At 26.5% G+C, this 19,276-nt stretch carries 18 protein-coding genes and 1 pseudogene; 1 reads left to right on the top strand and 18 read right to left on the bottom strand.

What is annotated here, in order from left to right; genetic code table 11:
- Positions 1-46: 46 nt before the first annotated feature.
- The 17 genes from mglA to nifJ form a co-directional block, all read right to left on the bottom strand.
- Positions 47-1,543: a galactose/methyl galactoside ABC transporter ATP-binding protein MglA gene (gene mglA, locus BUE91_RS03120; protein ID WP_073507920.1), complete on the bottom strand. Its 1,497-nt coding sequence runs from the start codon at positions 1,541-1,543 to the stop codon at positions 47-49.
- 56 nt (positions 1,544-1,599) lie between these two features.
- Positions 1,600-2,613: a galactose/glucose ABC transporter substrate-binding protein MglB gene (mglB, locus tag BUE91_RS03115; protein ID WP_073507919.1), complete on the bottom strand. Its 1,014-nt coding sequence runs from the start codon at positions 2,611-2,613 to the stop codon at positions 1,600-1,602.
- 46 nt (positions 2,614-2,659) lie between these two features.
- Positions 2,660-3,826, bottom strand: a complete 1,167-nt coding sequence (locus BUE91_RS03110; protein ID WP_066900407.1) for an ROK family transcriptional regulator — start codon at positions 3,824-3,826, stop codon at positions 2,660-2,662.
- A 151-nt stretch (positions 3,827-3,977) separates the two neighbouring features.
- Positions 3,978-4,622, bottom strand: a complete 645-nt coding sequence (gene udk, locus BUE91_RS03105; RefSeq protein WP_066900408.1) for a uridine kinase — start codon at positions 4,620-4,622, stop codon at positions 3,978-3,980.
- Between the two features lie 56 nt (positions 4,623-4,678).
- On the bottom strand, positions 4,679-5,137 hold the full coding sequence (locus BUE91_RS03100) for a PTS sugar transporter subunit IIA (RefSeq protein ID WP_066900410.1): 459 nt from the start codon (positions 5,135-5,137) through the stop codon (positions 4,679-4,681).
- Entirely contained in the window at positions 5,138-6,040 is a 903-nt protein-coding gene (gene miaA / locus BUE91_RS03095; RefSeq protein WP_244889881.1) for a tRNA (adenosine(37)-N6)-dimethylallyltransferase MiaA, read from the bottom strand. It lies immediately after the preceding gene.
- A complete protein-coding gene (gene obgE, locus BUE91_RS03090; RefSeq protein ID WP_066900412.1) occupies positions 6,018-7,316 on the bottom strand; it encodes a GTPase ObgE in 1,299 nt (432 codons plus the stop codon). Before obgE ends, miaA begins: the two co-directional genes overlap by 23 nt.
- Positions 7,317-7,718, bottom strand: coding sequence for a cell division protein SepF (locus BUE91_RS03085; protein ID WP_066900414.1), 402 nt, complete (start codon positions 7,716-7,718; stop codon positions 7,317-7,319).
- Positions 7,719-7,845: 127 nt separating this feature from the next.
- On the bottom strand, positions 7,846-8,526 hold the full coding sequence (locus BUE91_RS03080; RefSeq protein WP_073507918.1) for a hypothetical protein: 681 nt from the start codon (positions 8,524-8,526) through the stop codon (positions 7,846-7,848).
- Between the two features lie 113 nt (positions 8,527-8,639).
- Positions 8,640-9,095, bottom strand: a complete 456-nt coding sequence (locus BUE91_RS03075; protein WP_066900418.1) for a hypothetical protein — start codon at positions 9,093-9,095, stop codon at positions 8,640-8,642.
- 8 nt (positions 9,096-9,103) lie between these two features.
- Positions 9,104-9,997: a metal ABC transporter solute-binding protein, Zn/Mn family gene (locus BUE91_RS03070; protein ID WP_073507917.1), complete on the bottom strand. Its 894-nt coding sequence runs from the start codon at positions 9,995-9,997 to the stop codon at positions 9,104-9,106.
- Positions 9,997-10,890, bottom strand: coding sequence for a metal ABC transporter permease (locus tag BUE91_RS03065; RefSeq protein WP_073507916.1), 894 nt, complete (start codon positions 10,888-10,890; stop codon positions 9,997-9,999). The genes BUE91_RS03070 and BUE91_RS03065 overlap by 1 nt, the downstream gene beginning before the upstream one ends.
- 10 nt (positions 10,891-10,900) lie before the next feature.
- Positions 10,901-11,593, bottom strand: a complete 693-nt coding sequence (locus BUE91_RS03060; RefSeq protein WP_073507915.1) for a metal ABC transporter ATP-binding protein — start codon at positions 11,591-11,593, stop codon at positions 10,901-10,903.
- Between the two features lie 10 nt (positions 11,594-11,603).
- Positions 11,604-12,143, bottom strand: a complete 540-nt coding sequence (locus tag BUE91_RS03055) for a DUF6162 family protein (protein WP_073507914.1) — start codon at positions 12,141-12,143, stop codon at positions 11,604-11,606.
- A 123-nt stretch (positions 12,144-12,266) separates the two neighbouring features.
- On the bottom strand, positions 12,267-13,343 hold the full coding sequence (locus BUE91_RS03050) for a ComEC/Rec2 family competence protein (protein ID WP_073507913.1): 1,077 nt from the start codon (positions 13,341-13,343) through the stop codon (positions 12,267-12,269).
- Positions 13,340-13,789 carry a pilus assembly FimT family protein gene (locus BUE91_RS03045; protein WP_073507912.1) on the bottom strand — a complete coding sequence of 150 codons (450 nt, stop codon included), beginning with the start codon at positions 13,787-13,789 and terminating at the stop codon, positions 13,340-13,342. The genes BUE91_RS03050 and BUE91_RS03045 overlap by 4 nt, the downstream gene beginning before the upstream one ends.
- Positions 13,790-13,864: 75 nt before the next feature.
- Complete coding sequence (gene nifJ / locus BUE91_RS03040; RefSeq protein WP_073507911.1) at positions 13,865-17,434, bottom strand: pyruvate:ferredoxin (flavodoxin) oxidoreductase; 3,570 nt, start codon at positions 17,432-17,434, stop codon at positions 13,865-13,867.
- A gap of 137 nt (positions 17,435-17,571) precedes the next feature.
- On the opposite strand from nifJ, the gene BUE91_RS03035 reads away from it, so the two are divergent.
- Complete coding sequence (locus BUE91_RS03035; RefSeq protein ID WP_066900435.1) at positions 17,572-17,952, top strand: hypothetical protein; 381 nt, start codon at positions 17,572-17,574, stop codon at positions 17,950-17,952.
- Between the two features lie 30 nt (positions 17,953-17,982).
- On the opposite strand, the pseudogene BUE91_RS07110 reads toward BUE91_RS03035, so the two are convergent.
- Positions 17,983-19,276 (bottom strand): annotated as a pseudogene (locus tag BUE91_RS07110) (hypothetical protein); the annotation flags it as partial.

Raw genomic sequence — 19,276 nt, 5'->3', positions numbered from 1 at the left:
ATCTTTTAATTGTTTAATTTTTTCATTATTCACTTTTTTACTCCTCCTATAAATACATAGCTGTAAGTTTTAAAATTTCTTCTTGTGTTGTTTCTTTAGTATTTACTATTCCAGCAACACGTCCATTACTCATAACAACTATTCTATCTGTTATCCCTAATAATTCTGGCATTTCTGATGATATCATTATTATACCCTTATCTTTTTTAGCAAGTTCTATCATTAATTGATATATTTCAAATTTAGCTCCAACATCAATTCCTCTTGTAGGTTCATCCATCATAAGTATTTCAGGATTAGTTAATAACCATCTTCCTATGATTACCTTTTGTTGGTTACCACCAGATAAATTACCTATACTTTGAAATTGAGAAGGTGTTTTAACCTTCATAGAATCAATTACCCAACTAGTATCTTTTTCAACTTTATTATTATTTATCAATCCAAACTTAGTATAATTTTTAACATTAGATATTATAGAATTAAATCTAATATCTAACATTGAAAATATTCCAGTTGCACGTCTTTCCTCAGTTATTAAAGCAAGTCCATTTTCTCTTGCTTCCTTTGATGAAGTAATTTTAATTACCTTATCATGTATTTTTATATCCCCTAAATAATTTCCACGTAATCCAAATATTGTTTCAACAACTTCTGTTCTCTTAGATCCAACAAGACCTGCTATTCCTAATATTTCTCCTTTATGTAAATCAAAACTTACATCTCTTAAATCCTTATTAGTTAAACCTTCAACAGACATAATTACATCCTTAGGTTTACTTGTTTTAACTGGAAATCTATGACTTAAATCTCTTCCTACCATTAAATTAATAATTTGATCTGTAGTTAATTCCTTAACACTTTCAGTTGTAATCCATTGTCCATCTCTTAGTATAGTTATTTCATCACATATTTCCTTAATTTCTTCCATTTTATGTGAAATATATACTACTCCTATTCCATTACCTTGCAATTTCTTTATTATACGGAAAAGATGATGTACTTCATTTTCAGTTAATGAAGAAGTTGGTTCATCCAAAATTAAAACTTTAGAATTATATGAAACTGCCTTTGCTATTTCTAACATCTGCATTTGTGAAACACTTAAAGTGCTAACTTTAGCCCTAGGATCTATATTAATATCTAAGTTTTTAAATATTTCTAATGTATCTTCATACATTTTTTTCTCATCAACCATACCGTATTTAACTGGGTATCTACCAAGCCATATATTATCCATAACATTTCTTTGTAAAACTTGATTTAATTCTTGATGAACCATTGAAACTCCGTGTTCCAAAGCATTTTTTGAATTTAAAAAATTAACAACCTTTCCCTCTAATTTTATAGTCCCCGTATCCTTTTTATATATCCCAAATAGGCATTTCATTAGAGTTGATTTTCCTGCACCATTTTCTCCCATTAAAGCATGTACAGTATTTGGCCTTATTCTTAAATTTACACCATCTAATGCTTTGACCCCTGAAAATTCTTTTGAGATATTATTCATTTCCAAAACATATTCAAATGTGTTATCTGTCATTTATTTTCTCCCTCTTTAAAAAAAGCCACTTTTTAAGTGGCTTTTTATCTAACTATTTATTTTTGATATTCTTTATAGTTATCTTTATCAACACCAACATAAGGTACTCTAACTGCTTTATCCACTAATTTCCATTCAGTTCCTTCAGTTGGTTCTTTACCATTTGCAATATTATTTGCAAGTTCTAATATAGCTCTTGCTTGCCCTGTTGCATCTTGAAGTACTGTTCCAACCATTTCTCCTTTTTCTATTAATGTTAATGCTTCTTGAATCGCGTCAACCCCAAATACTGGTAATTTTTTCTTAAATGCTTTTACTGATTCAACTGCTCCTAAAGCCATTCCATCATTATTTGCTATAACAACTTCAATTTTATTTGCATTTGGTCCTGATAACCAAGCATCCATTTTATCTTTAGCCTGAGCTGCATCCCAGTTAGCTATATCTTTATGTAATTCTTCGGTTTTTATTCCTTTTCCATTTAAATATTCTATAGAATATTTAGTTCTTGCTTCTGCATCAGGTTGTCCTGGTTCTCCAAATAACATAACATATTGAATTACTACATCACCATTTAAATCATATGCTGGATTAGCAAGCCAAGCTTTTTCAATAACTTGTCCTTGTAAAATTCCAGAATCTTTAGGTGTAGTTCCTACATACCAAGCTTTATCATAAGAATTTAATGCTTCTACTCCAGGATCTTTATTAAATAATACTATTGGTATATTTGCAGCTTTAGCTTTGTTTATTACTTGTTGTCCAGCAGTTGGATCAACTAAGTTTATTACTAAAACATCAACACCTTTATTTATCAATACATCTATTTGGTCATTTAAAATAGATTGTGAATTTTGTGAATCATTGTTTAATAATTCAATATTAGGGTATTTTTCTTTAGCTATTGCTATCATATCATTTCTCATACCTGCTAAGAAGTTATCATCAAATTTGTAATAAGTAACTCCTAAAGTAACTTTTTTAGCTCCGTCAGTTGACTCAGCCTTTTTACCACCACAAGAAAGTACAAAAGTTAATAGTACTAGTATCATTGTAAGTAATCTTTTCATTTTTCTCACCTCTAAATAAATTTTTATTAATAACTATTTTTATAGCTTAAAGTTTAAATATTTTTTGCCCTGAAAATAAGTTCATAACTACTAGGAAAATAGAACCGTATTTTTCAACATCATCATTAAATTCTGTTGTATAAATATTAACCATGCTTTCAAAACTATGTGTTTTCATTAAATCTATTCCTTTTTCAAAATTCTTTAAAAATACATTTTTAGCATGTAAAATATCTCCTGCCACAATTATATTCCCTATATCTAAAACATTTAAAAGATTTCCTACTGTATTACCAATTTTAATACTAGCTTCTTTTACTATATCCTTATATGGTTCTTCTCCATTTGAAGCTTTTTCAAATATTTCTTTGTATGTAATATACTCATTTTCAAGTTCTATACCTTGTCTTTCAAATTCCCAAATAACTTTATTTCTTATCATTTTTGAAGAGTATTCTGTTTCAAGACAGCCAAATTTTCCACATTGACATCTAATATTAGATGTTGGATTTACAACAAAATGTCCTATTTCTCCTGTGCAGAAATTAACACCTTCAAATATTTTATCATTTATCATTATTGATGAACCTATCCCATCTTTAATATATATGTACATAACATTTGAAAGATTTCTAGCTCTATATATTTCTGCCTTTAACATAGATCTAACATCATTGTCAACTATTACAGGTAAATTAAACTTGTTTTCTAAATATTCTTTCAATTTTAAATTATTCCATTTAAGATGTGGAGAAAAAATTGAAGAACCGTCTTTCGTATTTACTATACCATTTACAGCAAGTCCTATACCTGAAATATCATTTTTGCTATATTTTTCAAGTAAAAAATCAAGTTCATCTGTTAATAGTGTTATAAGTTTCGTAGATGCCTTAAATTGAAATTTTTTTCTTCTAGTTTCAATTATACTTCCATCTATTTTACTTACAGAAATATCCATAAATCCTGAACCAAAATTTATACCAATAATCTTTTTATATTCTGGATTAATTTTTAAAATTTTTCTAGGTCTTCCACCTTTAGATGATAAAGTATCATCTTCTAAAACTATATTTTCTTCAATTAATTTTTTCATTGTTTTAGAAATAGCTGCAGGTGATACACTTAATTCAAGGGATAAATCCATTCTTGTTACACAATGATTTTTAGATATTAGTTCCAAAATTTCATATTCTGTATCATTTAATCTTTTCATTATTCCCCCTTTCCAATATTATAATGTGTTTTTTTTAGTTTGCTTTTATTTTTTTAAAAATTAGTATAAGCTTTTTTAACCATTTCAGATATTTTAAATTAAAAATAGTATAAATACTGTTTTTTATTATGAAAAACTTTTTTTACTACTTTTAATATTCTTTATTACCACTACGTCTTATTAAATATTTTAATCTACTCGATACCATCTTAATACCAACCTCATTATCCTTACCACGAGGAATAATTACATCTGCATATCTTTTTGAAGGTTCTACAAATTCAAGATGCATAGGTTTAACTGTATTAATATATTGTTCTTTTATATTATCAAAACTTCTACCTCTTTCTTGTATATCCCTTTCCATTCTTCTTAATAATCTAATATCATCATCAGTATCAACAAAAATTTTCATATCTAAAATATTTCTAATTTTTTCTATGGCTAAAATTAATATACCCTCTACTATGATTATAGATTTAGGTTCTATTCTTTCTGTTTCTTTAGTTCTATTATGTTCTGAAAAATTATATATAGGTTTATCTATACTTTCATGTTTACTAAGCATTAATATATGTTTTTCTAATAAATCAAAATCTATAGAATTAGGATGATCATAATTTAATTTAACTCTTTCCGAGAAAGATAAATGATCATTTTTCTTATAATATGAGTCTTGTTCTAATAAAACAACATCATTACCATTTTTCATAAGATCTTCTAAAACTGCATTTGCAACTGATGTTTTCCCACTTCCTGTTCCACCTGATATTCCTATGATTATAGGTTTTTGCATATTTCCTCCTTATAATAAAAAAACTTGATGCCATCAAGTTTTTTAAACTTTATTCTCTATATAATACCCAATAATTTAATTACTTCTATACTATCTTTTGCTAATATTAAACTTTCTAAAATTTCTTCTTCATATGAAAGTTTTGAAATTTTTTGCAATAAATCTAAATGTTCCTTTTTTGTATCCTCAGGTGCAGCTATCATGAAAAATACTTTAGATGTTTCCTCATCAAAAGAATCAAAATATTTACCCTCAGGAACAATAGCAACTGCTAGTGATAATTTATTTATAGCTGGAGATTTTGCATGTGGGATTGCAATACCATCCTGCATACCAGTAGAAGTTAAATTTTCTCTTTCAATTAAATCCTCAATAAAAATATCAAACATTCCTTCTTTAACAACATCATCAGATTTTAAAAATAACTGTGCCATTTCTTTTATTATATCTTCTTTTTTTTCAGAATTTAATCCAAAAACTATTCTATCTTTAGTTAAAAAATCAACTATTCTCATTTAATCATACCTCTTTATTTTTTTTAATATATCTAATAATATTTCTTCTATACTAATCTCACTTAAATTATATGTTATAAAACTTTTATCTTTTTTAAACCAAGTTAATTGTCTTTTTGCATAATTTCTACTCTTTTGTTTTAATAAAGATATACTATCTTCTAAAGTCATTTCCCCAGAAAAGTATAAAAAAAGTTCCTTATACCCTATAGCTTTACTATTTGGATATTTTTCATATATTTTTTTAGCTTCATCAAGCAAACCTTTTTGTAACATAATATCAATTCTTTTATCAATAATATCATATAGTTCTTGTCTATTTCTAGTTAAAAAAACTTTCAAAAAATTATAATCATTACCTTTTACGTTATTACTTGTAATCTCACTAAATTTCTCTCCTGTAAGCATACAAACTTCAACTGCCCTAACAAGCCTTGTCTTATTATCCTTATCTATTTTACTATACATTTTTATGTCAAGTTCTTTTAAGATTAATAATAGATCTTGCAAGCTTTTTTCTTCTAATTCTTTTCTTAAATTTTCTTCTTTTTCAGGTAACTTAGAAAACCCTTCAGTTACTGATTTTAAATATAGTCCTGTTCCACCTACTAAAATATAGTTTTTCTTACCTTCATTTAATATCTTATTTACTGCCTTTTCATATTCACCTACAGAATATTCTTCATCAGGATTTATAATATCTAACATATGATGTATAATTCCCTCTTTTTCATCTTCTGTAATTTTAGCCGTACCTATATCCATTTCTTTATAAATTTGCATGGAATCAGCTGATATAATTTCTGCACCTATTTTTTTTGCAAGCATAATAGAAAGACGTGTTTTACCTACACCAGTAGGCCCTGCAATTACAATAGCATTATTGCACATAAGTAAATTCATACCCCGCTATAATAATAGTATCTCCTTCTAGAACACCATGCTTTTCAAGAACTTTTTCCATACCTAATTTTCTCATAATTTGTAAAAATTGTATTATACCCTCTTCTCCCAATAATACATATTTTCTTAATACATTATCAACAATTTGACCTTTAAGTTCATAAACTTCTTCATCTAGTTTTTCAACTACCCAATCTTCTTGTTTCTTAATTAAATCTGGTAATATTGAAGATAAATCTGGTTCCTCTTCTATTATTTCACGTTCAGTTGTTTTAACTAAATTCCAAACACGAGCAAGTAATTCTTTTAAATTTTCCCCTGTAATAATTGAACCAAAAACTATATTTTCTTCTTTAATACCACGTTTAATTAATTCATTCTTAAATTCTTTTATTTTATCTTCTCTATCATCAAAAACCATATCTATCTTATTTGCAAAAACTATTTGTTCTTTTTTAGAAAGTCTTTCTGAAAACTTAAATAATTCATTATTAATCTTTTCAAAATCTTCTATAGGTTCTCTACCTTCCATACCAGAAAAATCAACAATATGAATTATAGTCTTACATCTTTGTATATGTTTTAAAAATCTATCCCCTAATCCAACACCTTCATGGGCCCCTTCAATTAATCCTGGTATATCAGCTATAACAAAGCTTTCTTCATCACTCATTCTTACAACACCAAGTTTTGGCTTTAAGGTAGTAAAATGATATTCTGCAACCTTTGAATTTGCAGCTGATACTTTGTTTATAAAGCTTGATTTACCTACACTTGGATATCCAACAAGAGCAACATCAGCTAAAAGTTTTAATTCCAGCTTAACTTTAAGTTCCATTCCTTCTCTACCAGATTCAGCTATTTTAGGAGCTTTTCTTATTGATGATTTAAAATGGATGTTTCCACGTCCTCCATCCCCACCTTTTAATAGTACAACCTCTTCATTTGGAATGTCTAAATCTACCAATAATTTATCTGTTTCATAATCTCTTATCATAGTTCCAACAGGAACTTTAATAATACAATTTTTACCAGAGGCACCCTTACATCTAGCTCCTGAACCTTTTATTCCATCTTCAGCTTCAAACATTTTAACTGTTTTAAAATCTACTAAGGTATTAATATTTGGATCAGCAATAAATATTACATCTCCACCTTTTCCACCATCTCCACCGTCAGGTCCACCAAATTGAACAAATTTTTCACGACGAAAAGTAGCGGCACCATCTCCACCCTTACCAGATTTTATCGTTATTATACTTTCATCTATAAACATTTATTCTATTTCTTCTCCATTCTCAATTAAATTATCTACTTCTAATCCTTCTGGAATTGAAATAAATACTTTTTCAGAAACAAAAACTGTTTTTCCAGACATAGCATGTGTAGCTCCACTTAATATATCTAGCATTCTTTGACCTTCTTCTCTACTTAAAGTTTCTATATTAAAAGCAACAATAAATTTATTTTTTACTATATTAACAAACTTTGAAACTTCATTCATATTTCTAGGTTTAATCGCTATAAATTTCATATTTGTTTCCTCTTTTTTTATTTTTTTATTTTCTTTTTTAAACAACGTGATTCCACTAGTTTCATTTTCTGTATCTAATACTTCCTGATCATTTGCATATTCTTCTAAGTCATCGCTACCGAATAGACTTTTCCAGATACTCATGTTTACCTCCATAATATTATTTATACTTATGCTTAATTATACTACTATTTATGGCATTTGTAAAGAACTAAAAAACCAGAGACATTTACATATTATTTGTCTCTGATATAAAGTTAAATTTTTTATACTAAAATGTATATCCTGCTTCTATTCCAATAGCTCCTTTACCCCATGATGTATAAAGTGCAACATTATATTTATCCTTTATTTTAACCCCATATGCAATTTTAATTCCTAGATTTTCTTGTATTTTAAAATACTTACTATAGTTAGTATTAGACTTAAAATCAATAACATTTAATTTTTTTAATCCAATAAAAGCTTCTATACTATTATATATCGTTAAATTTTCTTTTAATCTGTAATCAAAACCTATTTCAGCACCTAAATTAAGAGAATTTAACATATATAGTATTATCTGAGAATTTCTATAATATATCGGTTCAAAATCATTTTGAAATATAATTTTAGGTCCAAAAGTTATATCAAAAAATTCTCCTATCTTAGCCTTATATTCAACTAAAAATGAAATACCAAAATATCCATCATGTTTTTTATTTTCTTGTCTATAAACTCCTCTAAGAGAGTTACTACCTAGTCTATAATATCCTAAATTAGCCTCTATTCTATACCTCGGTCCTGTTATTTTAAATTTATCAAAATCATTAACACTATGCATTGGTTCTGCTATTTTTAATTCAATTGAAACATTAGATTTTTTAATATTTTTAGACTTCAACTTATTTATTTTAGCTGGAAATGAAATTAATCCAATAAATAATATTATTGACAGCAATAATTTTCTCATCAATTACTCTCCTATCTATATTTTTATTAATTATACCCCCCCCCCTGCATTTTTGTCAACAATAAAAAAATACACTCTTTACCTTGTATTAAAAGGATAGAGTGCAATATATATTAAAATTTTCTAGTCTTGTAAATCTTTAAATATTCACCTAATATTTTATCATGTTTTTTCAAAACTTTTTCCCAATTTTGTTCATCTTCAGAATTTAGAGCTAATCCTTTTCCAACAAAGTCGTGATCTCCACCACCAGCTATTAATATTATATATCTTTTAACACCAGGTTTTGGTAAAACTAATTCCCCCATATTATCTAATTTACCTTTAAAAAGAATTAATTTTCCATAAAAATCTTCAGACCCTGCTTTTTCAAATACTTCTAAATCTCCATCATATGCTAAATCACTTAATACATATATTTCTTCATTAGCTTCCCTATTTCCACTATCATCTATAGCCCTAATTAAAATCTCTCCTTTTTCTGCTCCTTCTAAAACATTTACCGTTACAACGTGTGAAAATGTTACAAAAGAAAACATAACAAATAATCCTAATAATATTTTTTTCATTTTTCCTCCTATTTAATTAATAGATCTTTTAATTTATCTAAATTCATTTTCAAAATTTCTAAGTATCCATTAACATCCATGATTTCATCTTCATTCTCATCTAAAGGTATATTTCCTAAATCTAATTTAGTAAATTTTATTCCTTCTTTTTTTAATCTATCTCTCGTAGCCTTACTTAAAGTCTTACTAGATACTATCTTATTAATACCTGTTTCTTTAATTGTTCTTCTAATTAAATCTATGCTTGAATTATATGGTATATTTTGATGATAAAGTTCTAAGCTATCAAATAAGAAATCCATTTCTGAATCTCCCATATATATTACTCCCGCATCTAAATTACTACTATATATCTTTTCAGTAAAATCATTAAATATTTCTAAAAAGTCTAATTTTAATTTTTCTGAATTTGTAACTATCACTTCTTTATATTCTGGATAAATATCTACTAGATCACTTGATAATATATCTATCATCTTGTATATATTACTAAAATCTAACCAAGAATTATTATTTCTTTTACCATCTTCATTAAATTTCTTACTTAAAACCAATGAATTATTATCCCTATAACTATATCCTAAATCTATTTCTATTACCCCTATGTTATATCTTCTAGCCTGTTCATATAGAAAATCATCATCTAAAATTTTAGAAAAAGTTACTACTACTCCTGCATCTGAAAACATTTCAAATTTATTTGATAAATTCTTAAAAGTATTTTTTTGCTTAAACATATCTGTATATGAATCTACTGCAGAAATTACTTTAATATCTGTTCCCTTAACTACATTACTTGCTAAAGTATATGAAACTTGATTAGATGTTATTATCTTTTTATTCACAGATCCATTACTAAAAACACTTAAGGTTATAAGTAGTATAAATAATATTTTTTTCATTACATTACTCCTTCTTTATATTTTTTCATCACATTTTTTATAATCATAGTCACAAAAAATATTGTTGAAGCAACTAATATTATTGCTGGTCCTGAAGGTAATGATAGCGATAATAGTAATGGCACTATGATTCCTAAAAGACAACTAATAGTTGAAAAAACTATACTTTGTAATATGAATTGTTTAATAGATTTAGATAGATTCTTTGCTGCAGCTGCTGGGATTATAAGGAGGGCTTCAACTAAAGCTGCTCCAATTATTTTAACAGACGCTACCGTAATAATAGTTATTATTAGTATAAACACATATTCTAAAAATACTACATTTACATTTTTTACTATAGATATATTCTTATTAAAGCTTGAAAGTAACATTTTGTTATACCATAACATTATTAAAATAATTAATGTAATATTTGTGAATAAAAGCACTGTCAAATCAAAATCTGATACTGTAAGTATAGAACCAAAAAGTACAGTTTCTAACATATGTGAATTAACTTTACCTGATATGTATATAAGTAAAATTGCTCCTAATGCTATAGATATTGATAAAAATATTCCTATAAGTGTATCTGTCCCCATCTTAGTTCTATTCCTTGTGTAGTTAATTATAAGCCCAAATATTATACAATAACTAAATAGCATGATATATGGTGAATTATACGGTTCTCCTAATAGTATACCTATAGAAATACCTGCAATAGCAGCATGACCTATAGATTCTGAAAAAAAAGCCATTTTCTTAATTACCACCATAGTTCCTGTACCTCCAAGCATAGGCCCTATTAATATAGCTGCAATTAAAGAATTAACAACAAAGCCATATGCAAAGAACTCAGGTAATATACCACTATTAGCAAGTTCTGCTAAAAAGTTTCTCAAAACTTCCATTCTATCTCCCCTATGAAAAAATATCAAATATTCTTTCTTCTACTATTTCTTCCTTAGGAACTCCACTAAATATTACTGTTCCCTTAATACAAGTTACTTTATCAGCAATTTCCATTACCTGTTTTAAATTATGATGTATCCAGATTATAGTTGTGCCTTTTTCTTTAAGTTTTTGTATCATTTCTATAAAATAACTCTCACAAACTGCATCTATTCCTGAAAATGGTTCATCTAAGATCAATAAATTAGGTTGTGGATGCAAAGCCTGTGCAAGAAGCACTCTTTGAAGTTCTCCACCTGATAGAGAACCTAACATTCTATCTTTTTTATGATACATATCTATTTTCTTTAATAATTCTTCTACTATTAATCTAGTTTTTTCACTAACACCTAAAAATACAGGTTTATCTTGAAAAATCATAGTTAAAAAATCTTCTACAGTGATAGGAAGCGTTTTATCAAAGTCTAAATTTTGTGGAACATAACCTATAATCTTTTCATCATCATACATCATCTTTATTTCTCCCTCAAAAGGAACTAAAGATAACATACACTTTATTAGACTTGATTTTCCACCACCATTTGGACCTATAAGGCAATGAATTTCTCCACTTTTAATATCTACATTAATATTTTTAAGTATCTGATTTCCTCCCAAATTAAGTGAGACATCTTTTAAAACTAATTCTACACCTTTTTGCATTTTATCCCCTTTATATATCTTCACCAGTTAAAGGCTTTACTTCATAAAACATATTAGAAATTTTTAAAATATCTTTTTCTCTTATTTCACCCTTATAATATTTAATAATATTTTTAACATCATTTCCTTCAACAAATGAATCTACTAGGAAATTTCCTATACTTTCATCCTTACTTATACCTAAATAATAATAATGCTTTTCTTTAATAATTAAACTCCATTTAAGCTTTCCTCTTTTTTCCCATAAATCATCTTTAACAAAAGGATAAATATATTCATTTTCAAGATTTTCTATACTTGGATATCCACTATCTTTAGCAAAAAATTCTAAATTTGTGCTAAAGTTATATAAATCTGAATATATACCATTTTCTTCTGAACTAAAACTCTCAAAGCTACTTATTTTCTTTTCTGATAAAACTTTATATTCATAACTACTTTTTGTAAATGTTATTAATAACACTGATATTATTAATAAAAACATTATTGTTATTAATATATATATACTTTCTTTTTTATTATTCTGAGGTTTAATATACTCTATTTTCATATTTTACCACCTCCAAAGCTTTAGAATAATTATATCACTTTTACCTACCTTCTTCAAGCTTACAAATTCAGTATTAATATAGGTTTTCCCTTTATTTATCTAACAAATACCAAATGTTTTTTTTTAGTCTTCTTTGTATATATTTAACAATATATATATACTGAAAATAAGTAAAAGAATGAAAATATATAAATTAAAATATTCTAATTCTATACTTATATATTTAAAGTTTGATAAAACATATATTAATTCCATAACTAGATTATAATACTTATCTACTAATATTGAAAAAATTGAAATACCAAAAACATTTAAAATAAAGTTCATAAATATCATTTCTATAAGCAAAGTAAATACTGGTATCATTAATATATTTACTAAAAAGGAAAATAATGGAATAATATTAGAAAAATAATAAGAAAAAGGCATAATAGCTATTTGAATACATAGATTTAGATAAATAAGACTAAGATTATTATTCTTAATTAAAGGCAGTATGTATATGAGTACAAATACTGATGAAAAAGTATAAACAAAACCTGAATCAAAAATATTATATATGTTATTTAATAACAGTATAACTATACTTACTATATATGCATCACTTTTGCTTAAGCCAAAAAAACCTAGTAATTTCATTAAATAAACTCTTTTTATAGATGCTGAAAATCCAATTAATACAGAATAAATACTAACAAAAATAAAGGATATGTACTTATTTTTAAAAATAGATGATATAAGATGAATATGTAAGCCAGAAATAGCAATTAAATGTATGATACCTAAGTAATTAAATATTTTTAATACGTCTCTATCAATATCACCTTTATCACCAAGTATTATTGCCCTACTTATAGCACGAGTTTCAAAATCTTCATAAGATTTATCTATAACATCTAAGATATATTGCCTATAAGTATTAAAATAACTAGGTTTTACATCTAACATCCTCCCACTTTTCTTATTATCCCAAACATATGAGATAGTGTATCTACCATATTTTAATCCTTCATTATTTCTTAAAATCATACTTTTATTAGTATACTTATTATTAATCTTAATAACATTCATACTTTTACCCACTACTTTAACATCTAAACTATAAATTAGTCCATAAGATATATTATCTACATTAAACTTATATAAATTAAAGAATATAAAAAGGATAAAAATAGCAAAAATATATAAATACTTTTTCATAAATTTATTCCTTTTACTGTTATTACAGGGTATGAAATACTATTACTACTATCAAATGATAGCTCAGCAATTATATTCCCCGATTTATTTAATATTATTAAATTAAATCCCTTATTAAGATTACCATATTCAGTAAAATATCTTTCAAAATTATTATTTTTATACTTATTTTTACTTAAATATGTAAATTCATCAGATAATTTTAAACTAGTTTTACCAAAATATATTTCTTTATTTTCTAAATCAAAATACATAGATATATGTTTTCCATATATTTCTGATATCTTTTGATTTTTTCTAAATAAACTTGTAATTTCAATTATTTCCTTTTTAAGCTTTTGTTTTTCTAAAATAGCACGATAAGATTTTGATGATATAAAAAATGTAAATAAAATAAGTGATATATAAATTATTACCTCTATTAATGTTATGCCCCTATTTTTCATTACTATCCCCCTTTTTTTAATTATATCTTAATTTTTACTGAAAGTAAATAAAAAATCCTTGGTTTTACCAAGGATTTATTCCTCTTTATAATCCATTTTAGATAATCTTTGATAATAATTCCATACTTCCTTAGAATTATTCATATTGTTTTCAAATAACTCTGTTGCCATTTCTGGATTAGTTTTCATAAGTGAAGTAAATCTTGTTTCACTCATTAAAAAATCCATGTATTTATCCCAATTTGGTTTTCTACTATCAAGCTGTAATGGATTCTTACCTGTTTTAGTTCTCCTTGGATCAAATCTAAGAAGAGGCCAATAACCTACTTCTGTTGCTAATTTTTCATGTTCATTAGCTATTCCAAGTCCTCCTTTAATACCATGAGCAATACAAGGTGAATACGCTATAACTATAGCTGGTCCGTCATATTCTTGAGCTTCTTTTAAAGCCTTTAATGTCTGATTTTGATTAGCACCCATAGAAATTTTTGCTACATATATATCTCCATAACTCATCATGACTGAGGCTAAATCTTTTTTCTTTCTTCTCTTACCATTATTAGTAAATTTAGCAACAGATGCTATAGGTGATGAAGATGATGATTGACCACCTGTATTTGAGTAAACTTCTGTATCAAGAACTAATACTTTAATATTATCTCCAGTTCCTAAAACATGATCAAGTCCACCAAACCCTATATCATAAGCCCAACCATCTCCACCTATAACCCAAATAGATCTCTGATTTAAATAATATTTAAGTTCTAAAATTTTTTCTATTTCTTCATACCTGTCCTTATTCTCCTCTAAAATGCTTAATAACTCTTCTTTAATCTTTTGTATCTCAGAAGCATTATTTACTACACCTAAATATTTTTCTAATATTTCTTTTAAAATCTTATCTATATCTTCTTTTTTACTTAAATTATCTATTAATTCTACTACTCTCATCCTCAATTTTTCACTAGCTTGCAACATACCATAACCATATTCAGCTGTATCCTCAAACAAAGAAGAAGCCCATGATGGCCCTTGACCCTTATCATTAGTTGTATATGGTGTAGATGGTGCATAACCACCATAAATAGATGAACATCCCGTAGAATTTGCTATCATCATTCTATCTCCATATAACTGAGTCAGAAGTTTAATATATGGTGTTTCTCCACACCCTGCACAAGCACCTGAGAATTCAAATAATGGTTTAGCAAATTGTGAACCTATAACTGTTTCTCTATTAAAGTATTCATCTTTGTATGTAACATGATTATATAAATAATCTGCATTTTCTTTTTCACCTTTTTCAAGTTGTTCTTCTATAGGCCTCATTACCAAGGCTTTATTTCTTGCAGGACATACTTCTGCACAAGCCGTGCAACCTGTACAATCAAGAGGTGAAACCTGTATTCTATACCTTAATCTTTCAAGTCCTTTTCCTAATGGATTTAATAAATCCATACTATTTGGTATATTTTCTAATTCTTTCTCATCAATTAAAAAAGGTCTTATGGCTGCATGAGGACAAACATAAGAACATTGATTACATTGTATACAGTGTTCAGGTCTCCATTCAGGTATATATTTAGCTATAGCTCTTTTTTCAAAATTTGCTTCTCCATTTTCAAAAGTACCATCTTCATATCCATCAAATATAGAAACTGGTAATTCATCTCCTTTTAATGATGTCATAGGTTCAGCAATTCTAGCCATAAAAGAATTTTTATCTAAACTATTTCCATAATCTAAGGTTAGATATTCATTTTCATCTACTAAACTTGCCCATTCTTCTTTTACTTCTATCTCAACAATATGTTCTTCTGCTAGTTCTACCATTTTAAAATTCTTAGAAACTATATCTTCTCCCTTTAATCCATAGTTTTTAAGAATATGTTTTTTTAACTCTTCCTTTGCAACATCAAAATCTATTATATCAATAAGTTTAAAAAAAGCTGATTGTAATATAGTATTAGTTTTACTTATCATACCTAAATCATAAGCTATTTTATTTGCGTTAATTACAAAAAATCTTGCTTCTGCCAAAGCAAGCTCTCTTTTTATCTTTTTAGGTAAACTTTCAATTAACTTTTCTCCCTCATATATACTATTTAATAAAAAAATACCTTTTTTTCTTAATCCTGAAAGTACATCATACTTTTTTAAAAAAGTCTGATTAGAACATGATACAAAACTAGGATTACTAATTAAATAGGTTGAAGTTATAGGGCTATTGCTAAATCTTAAATGTGATCTAGTAATACCTCCAGCTTTTTTAGAATCATAAGAAAAATATGCTTGCACATATTTATCTGTTAAATCTCCAATTATTTTTACACTACTTTTATTAGCTCCTACAGTTCCATCTGATCCTAATCCAAAAAAAAGACATGAAATATCACTATCTTTTGATAAATCTGGATTTTCATATATAGGAAGAGATGTAAATGTAACATCATCTTTTATTCCTACTGTAAAATGATCTTTGGGTTCTTTTAATACTAAATTTTTAAATACAGAAATAATATGAGATGGATTTACATTTTTAGAAGCCAGTCCATATCTTCCACCCACTACTTTTGGTGCATTCTCTCTTCCATAAAGAACTGATTTAACATCTAAATAAAGAGGTTCACCATAAGAACCAGGTTCTTTAGTTCTATCTAATACTGCAATTTTTTTAACGCTTTTAGGTATTTCTTGTAAAAAATCAATAGCAGAAAATGGTCTATATAAGCTTACCTTAATCATACCAACCTTTTCTCCACGTGAATTTAAAAAATCTGTTGTTTCCTTAATAGTTTCACATACAGATCCCATCGCAACAATTACAGACCTTGCTTCTGGATGACCATAATATGTATAAGGCTTATATTCTCTACTAGTAATTTTAGAGATCTCTTTCATATATTCTTTTACTATATCTATTGAATTGTTATAGAAAATATTTTGTGCTTCTCTTGCCTGAAAAAATATATCATCATTTTGTGCTGTACCTCTTGTTACTGGTGCATCTGGTGTTAAAGCTTTCATTCTAAATTTCTTTAAAGCTTCCATATCTATTAATTTTTCTAACTCGTTATATTCAATTATTTCAATTTTTTGTATTTCATGTGAAGTTCTAAAACCATCAAAAAAATGCAAAAATGGCACTCTTGATTTAATAGCGGATAAATGAGCTACTCCAGCTAAATCCATAACTTCTTGTACAGATGATGAGGCTAGCATTGCCCAACCTGTAGTTCTTGCTGCGTATATATCCTGATGATCTCCAAAAATTGAAAGTGCATGTGTTGAAATTGACCTTGCTGCAACATGTATTACTCCTGGTAAAAGTTCTCCTGAAATTTTATACATATTTGGAAGTTTTAATAATAGTCCTTGAGATGCTGTGAAGGTTGTTGTTAAAGCACCTGTTTGCAATGATCCATGAACTACACCTGCTGCTCCAGCTTCCGATTGCATTTCAATTACCTTTGGTATAGTCCCAAAAATATTCTTTTTCCCCTTTGAAGCCCATTCATCTGTGTATTCTGCCATATTTGTAGATGGAGTTATTGGATAAATTGCTGCAACTTCTGTAAAGGCGTAAGAAATATAAGCGGCGGCTTCATTTCCATCCATTACTTTCATTATAGGTTTCCTTTCCATGTTTCCCTCCGTTTAACTAGGCAATTTCTTCCATTGCAGTAGTTTATTTAACAATCATAGTATACAATAACTATCTATTATTGTAAAGCCTTTTAATTTATGCTATACTTTTGTTATATCAAAATAAGGGGAACAAAATGTTTAATTTTTTAATATTACTTGTTATAATAATTGCATATATTAAAATATATATAAGTATAAGCAAATTTTTCAGATTAAAATATCCATTTAATGTATTAGATGTATTAATAGTTCCTATACTATTATTTGAGATAATAACTATACTTATATTTATGGTTAATCCTAATTTAGCAAATATTGCTCCAGCAATAATACATTTTGTTGGTAATAGTTTTCCTATCTTACATTTTAATTTTTATGCAATAATTTATCTTATAATTAACATATTGCTTATAATTACAAATTTAGGATTAAGTGATAACTTTATTCCTATACATAATTTTATACTATTACTTCATTTTATTTTTAGTTCAATATTTACTATAAGATTTATATAAAAAAGATATCTAAAATTTAGATATCTTTTTTTACCATCTATATTCAAGTCCTGTCTTAACATTGAACTTAACATCTTTATATTCCTTATTTTCAAAACTTACAGGTAATTCTGCACTTAATCTTGCATTTAAATTATTAATTAAATTATATGTCATTTTAACTTCTGGACTTATTTTATTCTTAAATAATAATTTTCTGCTTCCAAATAACTCTGTATCATCTATTATAATCTTATCAATAGAAATATATTCAGCAGTCAAATTATGTTTAATTCCAAAAGATAATATCACATTATTTAAAGGATTAAAGCTATAACCTAAATATGTATCTAAATTTGCATTTATCCTCTTAGTACGTAAGAAAATATTATCTTTACTCTTTTTTAATTCTATTACGGTCTTAGGATAATCAAGTATTCTACTTATTTTCTCCTCTGTCATTTCCTCATATGAAAAGCTTAAAAATCCTCTTTGTGCTGAATATATTTTCTCATCATAAGGATTTTTGCCTTTAACATATTTTTTAAGCGATTCTACTAAACTTCCTTCAGTTAATTCTACTTGATTTTCAGGCTTATTTATAATATCATCAGTAATACTAGGTGATGAACTCTTAGTTTGAGTATGCACAACTTTTGATATTCTTTCAGTAATTGTAGTCTTTTCAATTAAACCTATTAATTTAGTTTCATTATAACTCACATCTAAATTAACATCAAAATTAATACCTTTATTCTGTCTATATTCAGCGTCAAATTCAAAATTATATATCTTATTATCCAAATTTCTAATTTTCTTATTTTTCTCTGTTGTTTTTAATGTCTTAACGTCAAAAAAGTAATTATATTCCTTATCCCAAAATTTCAAATACGAATATTTTTGATAATTCCAAGCAAAATATGTCTTAGGTTTTATCAATTCAACTTTTTCTATAGGTTCATCATTTATTTCTTCATATCCTACAGTTTTTATACTATCAGCCTTAACGTTTAATCTAAATTTACTATCTTCTTTTCTAACCTCTACAAAATGTGTTAGTGTATGTTTTAATTCTCCATTAAAGAATAAATTAAAAAATTTTTCATTAACTTTATTATACTCATTTGTATTTCTAGCTTTTAATATACTTAAAATATTAGGTTTCAATTCCTGTTCAAGTGTATTTCTACTAGACTTAACAATTTTCTTAAATCCCACTATACTTGTAAACTCTGTACCTTTTGCATACTCAATTCCAAACTTTGTAACTAAATCTTTACCATCTTTTTCTATCATAAGTCTAGGTTTAACTGAAAAATTAACCACAAATGGATTTAAAGATAAA

It is taken from the genome of Streptobacillus notomytis, from assembly GCF_001902585.1.
GTDB classification, from domain to species: domain Bacteria; phylum Fusobacteriota; class Fusobacteriia; order Fusobacteriales; family Leptotrichiaceae; genus Streptobacillus; species Streptobacillus notomytis.
The sequence above is the reverse complement of the archived record's forward strand: the minus strand, read 5'-3'. Positions and strand labels throughout refer to the sequence as shown.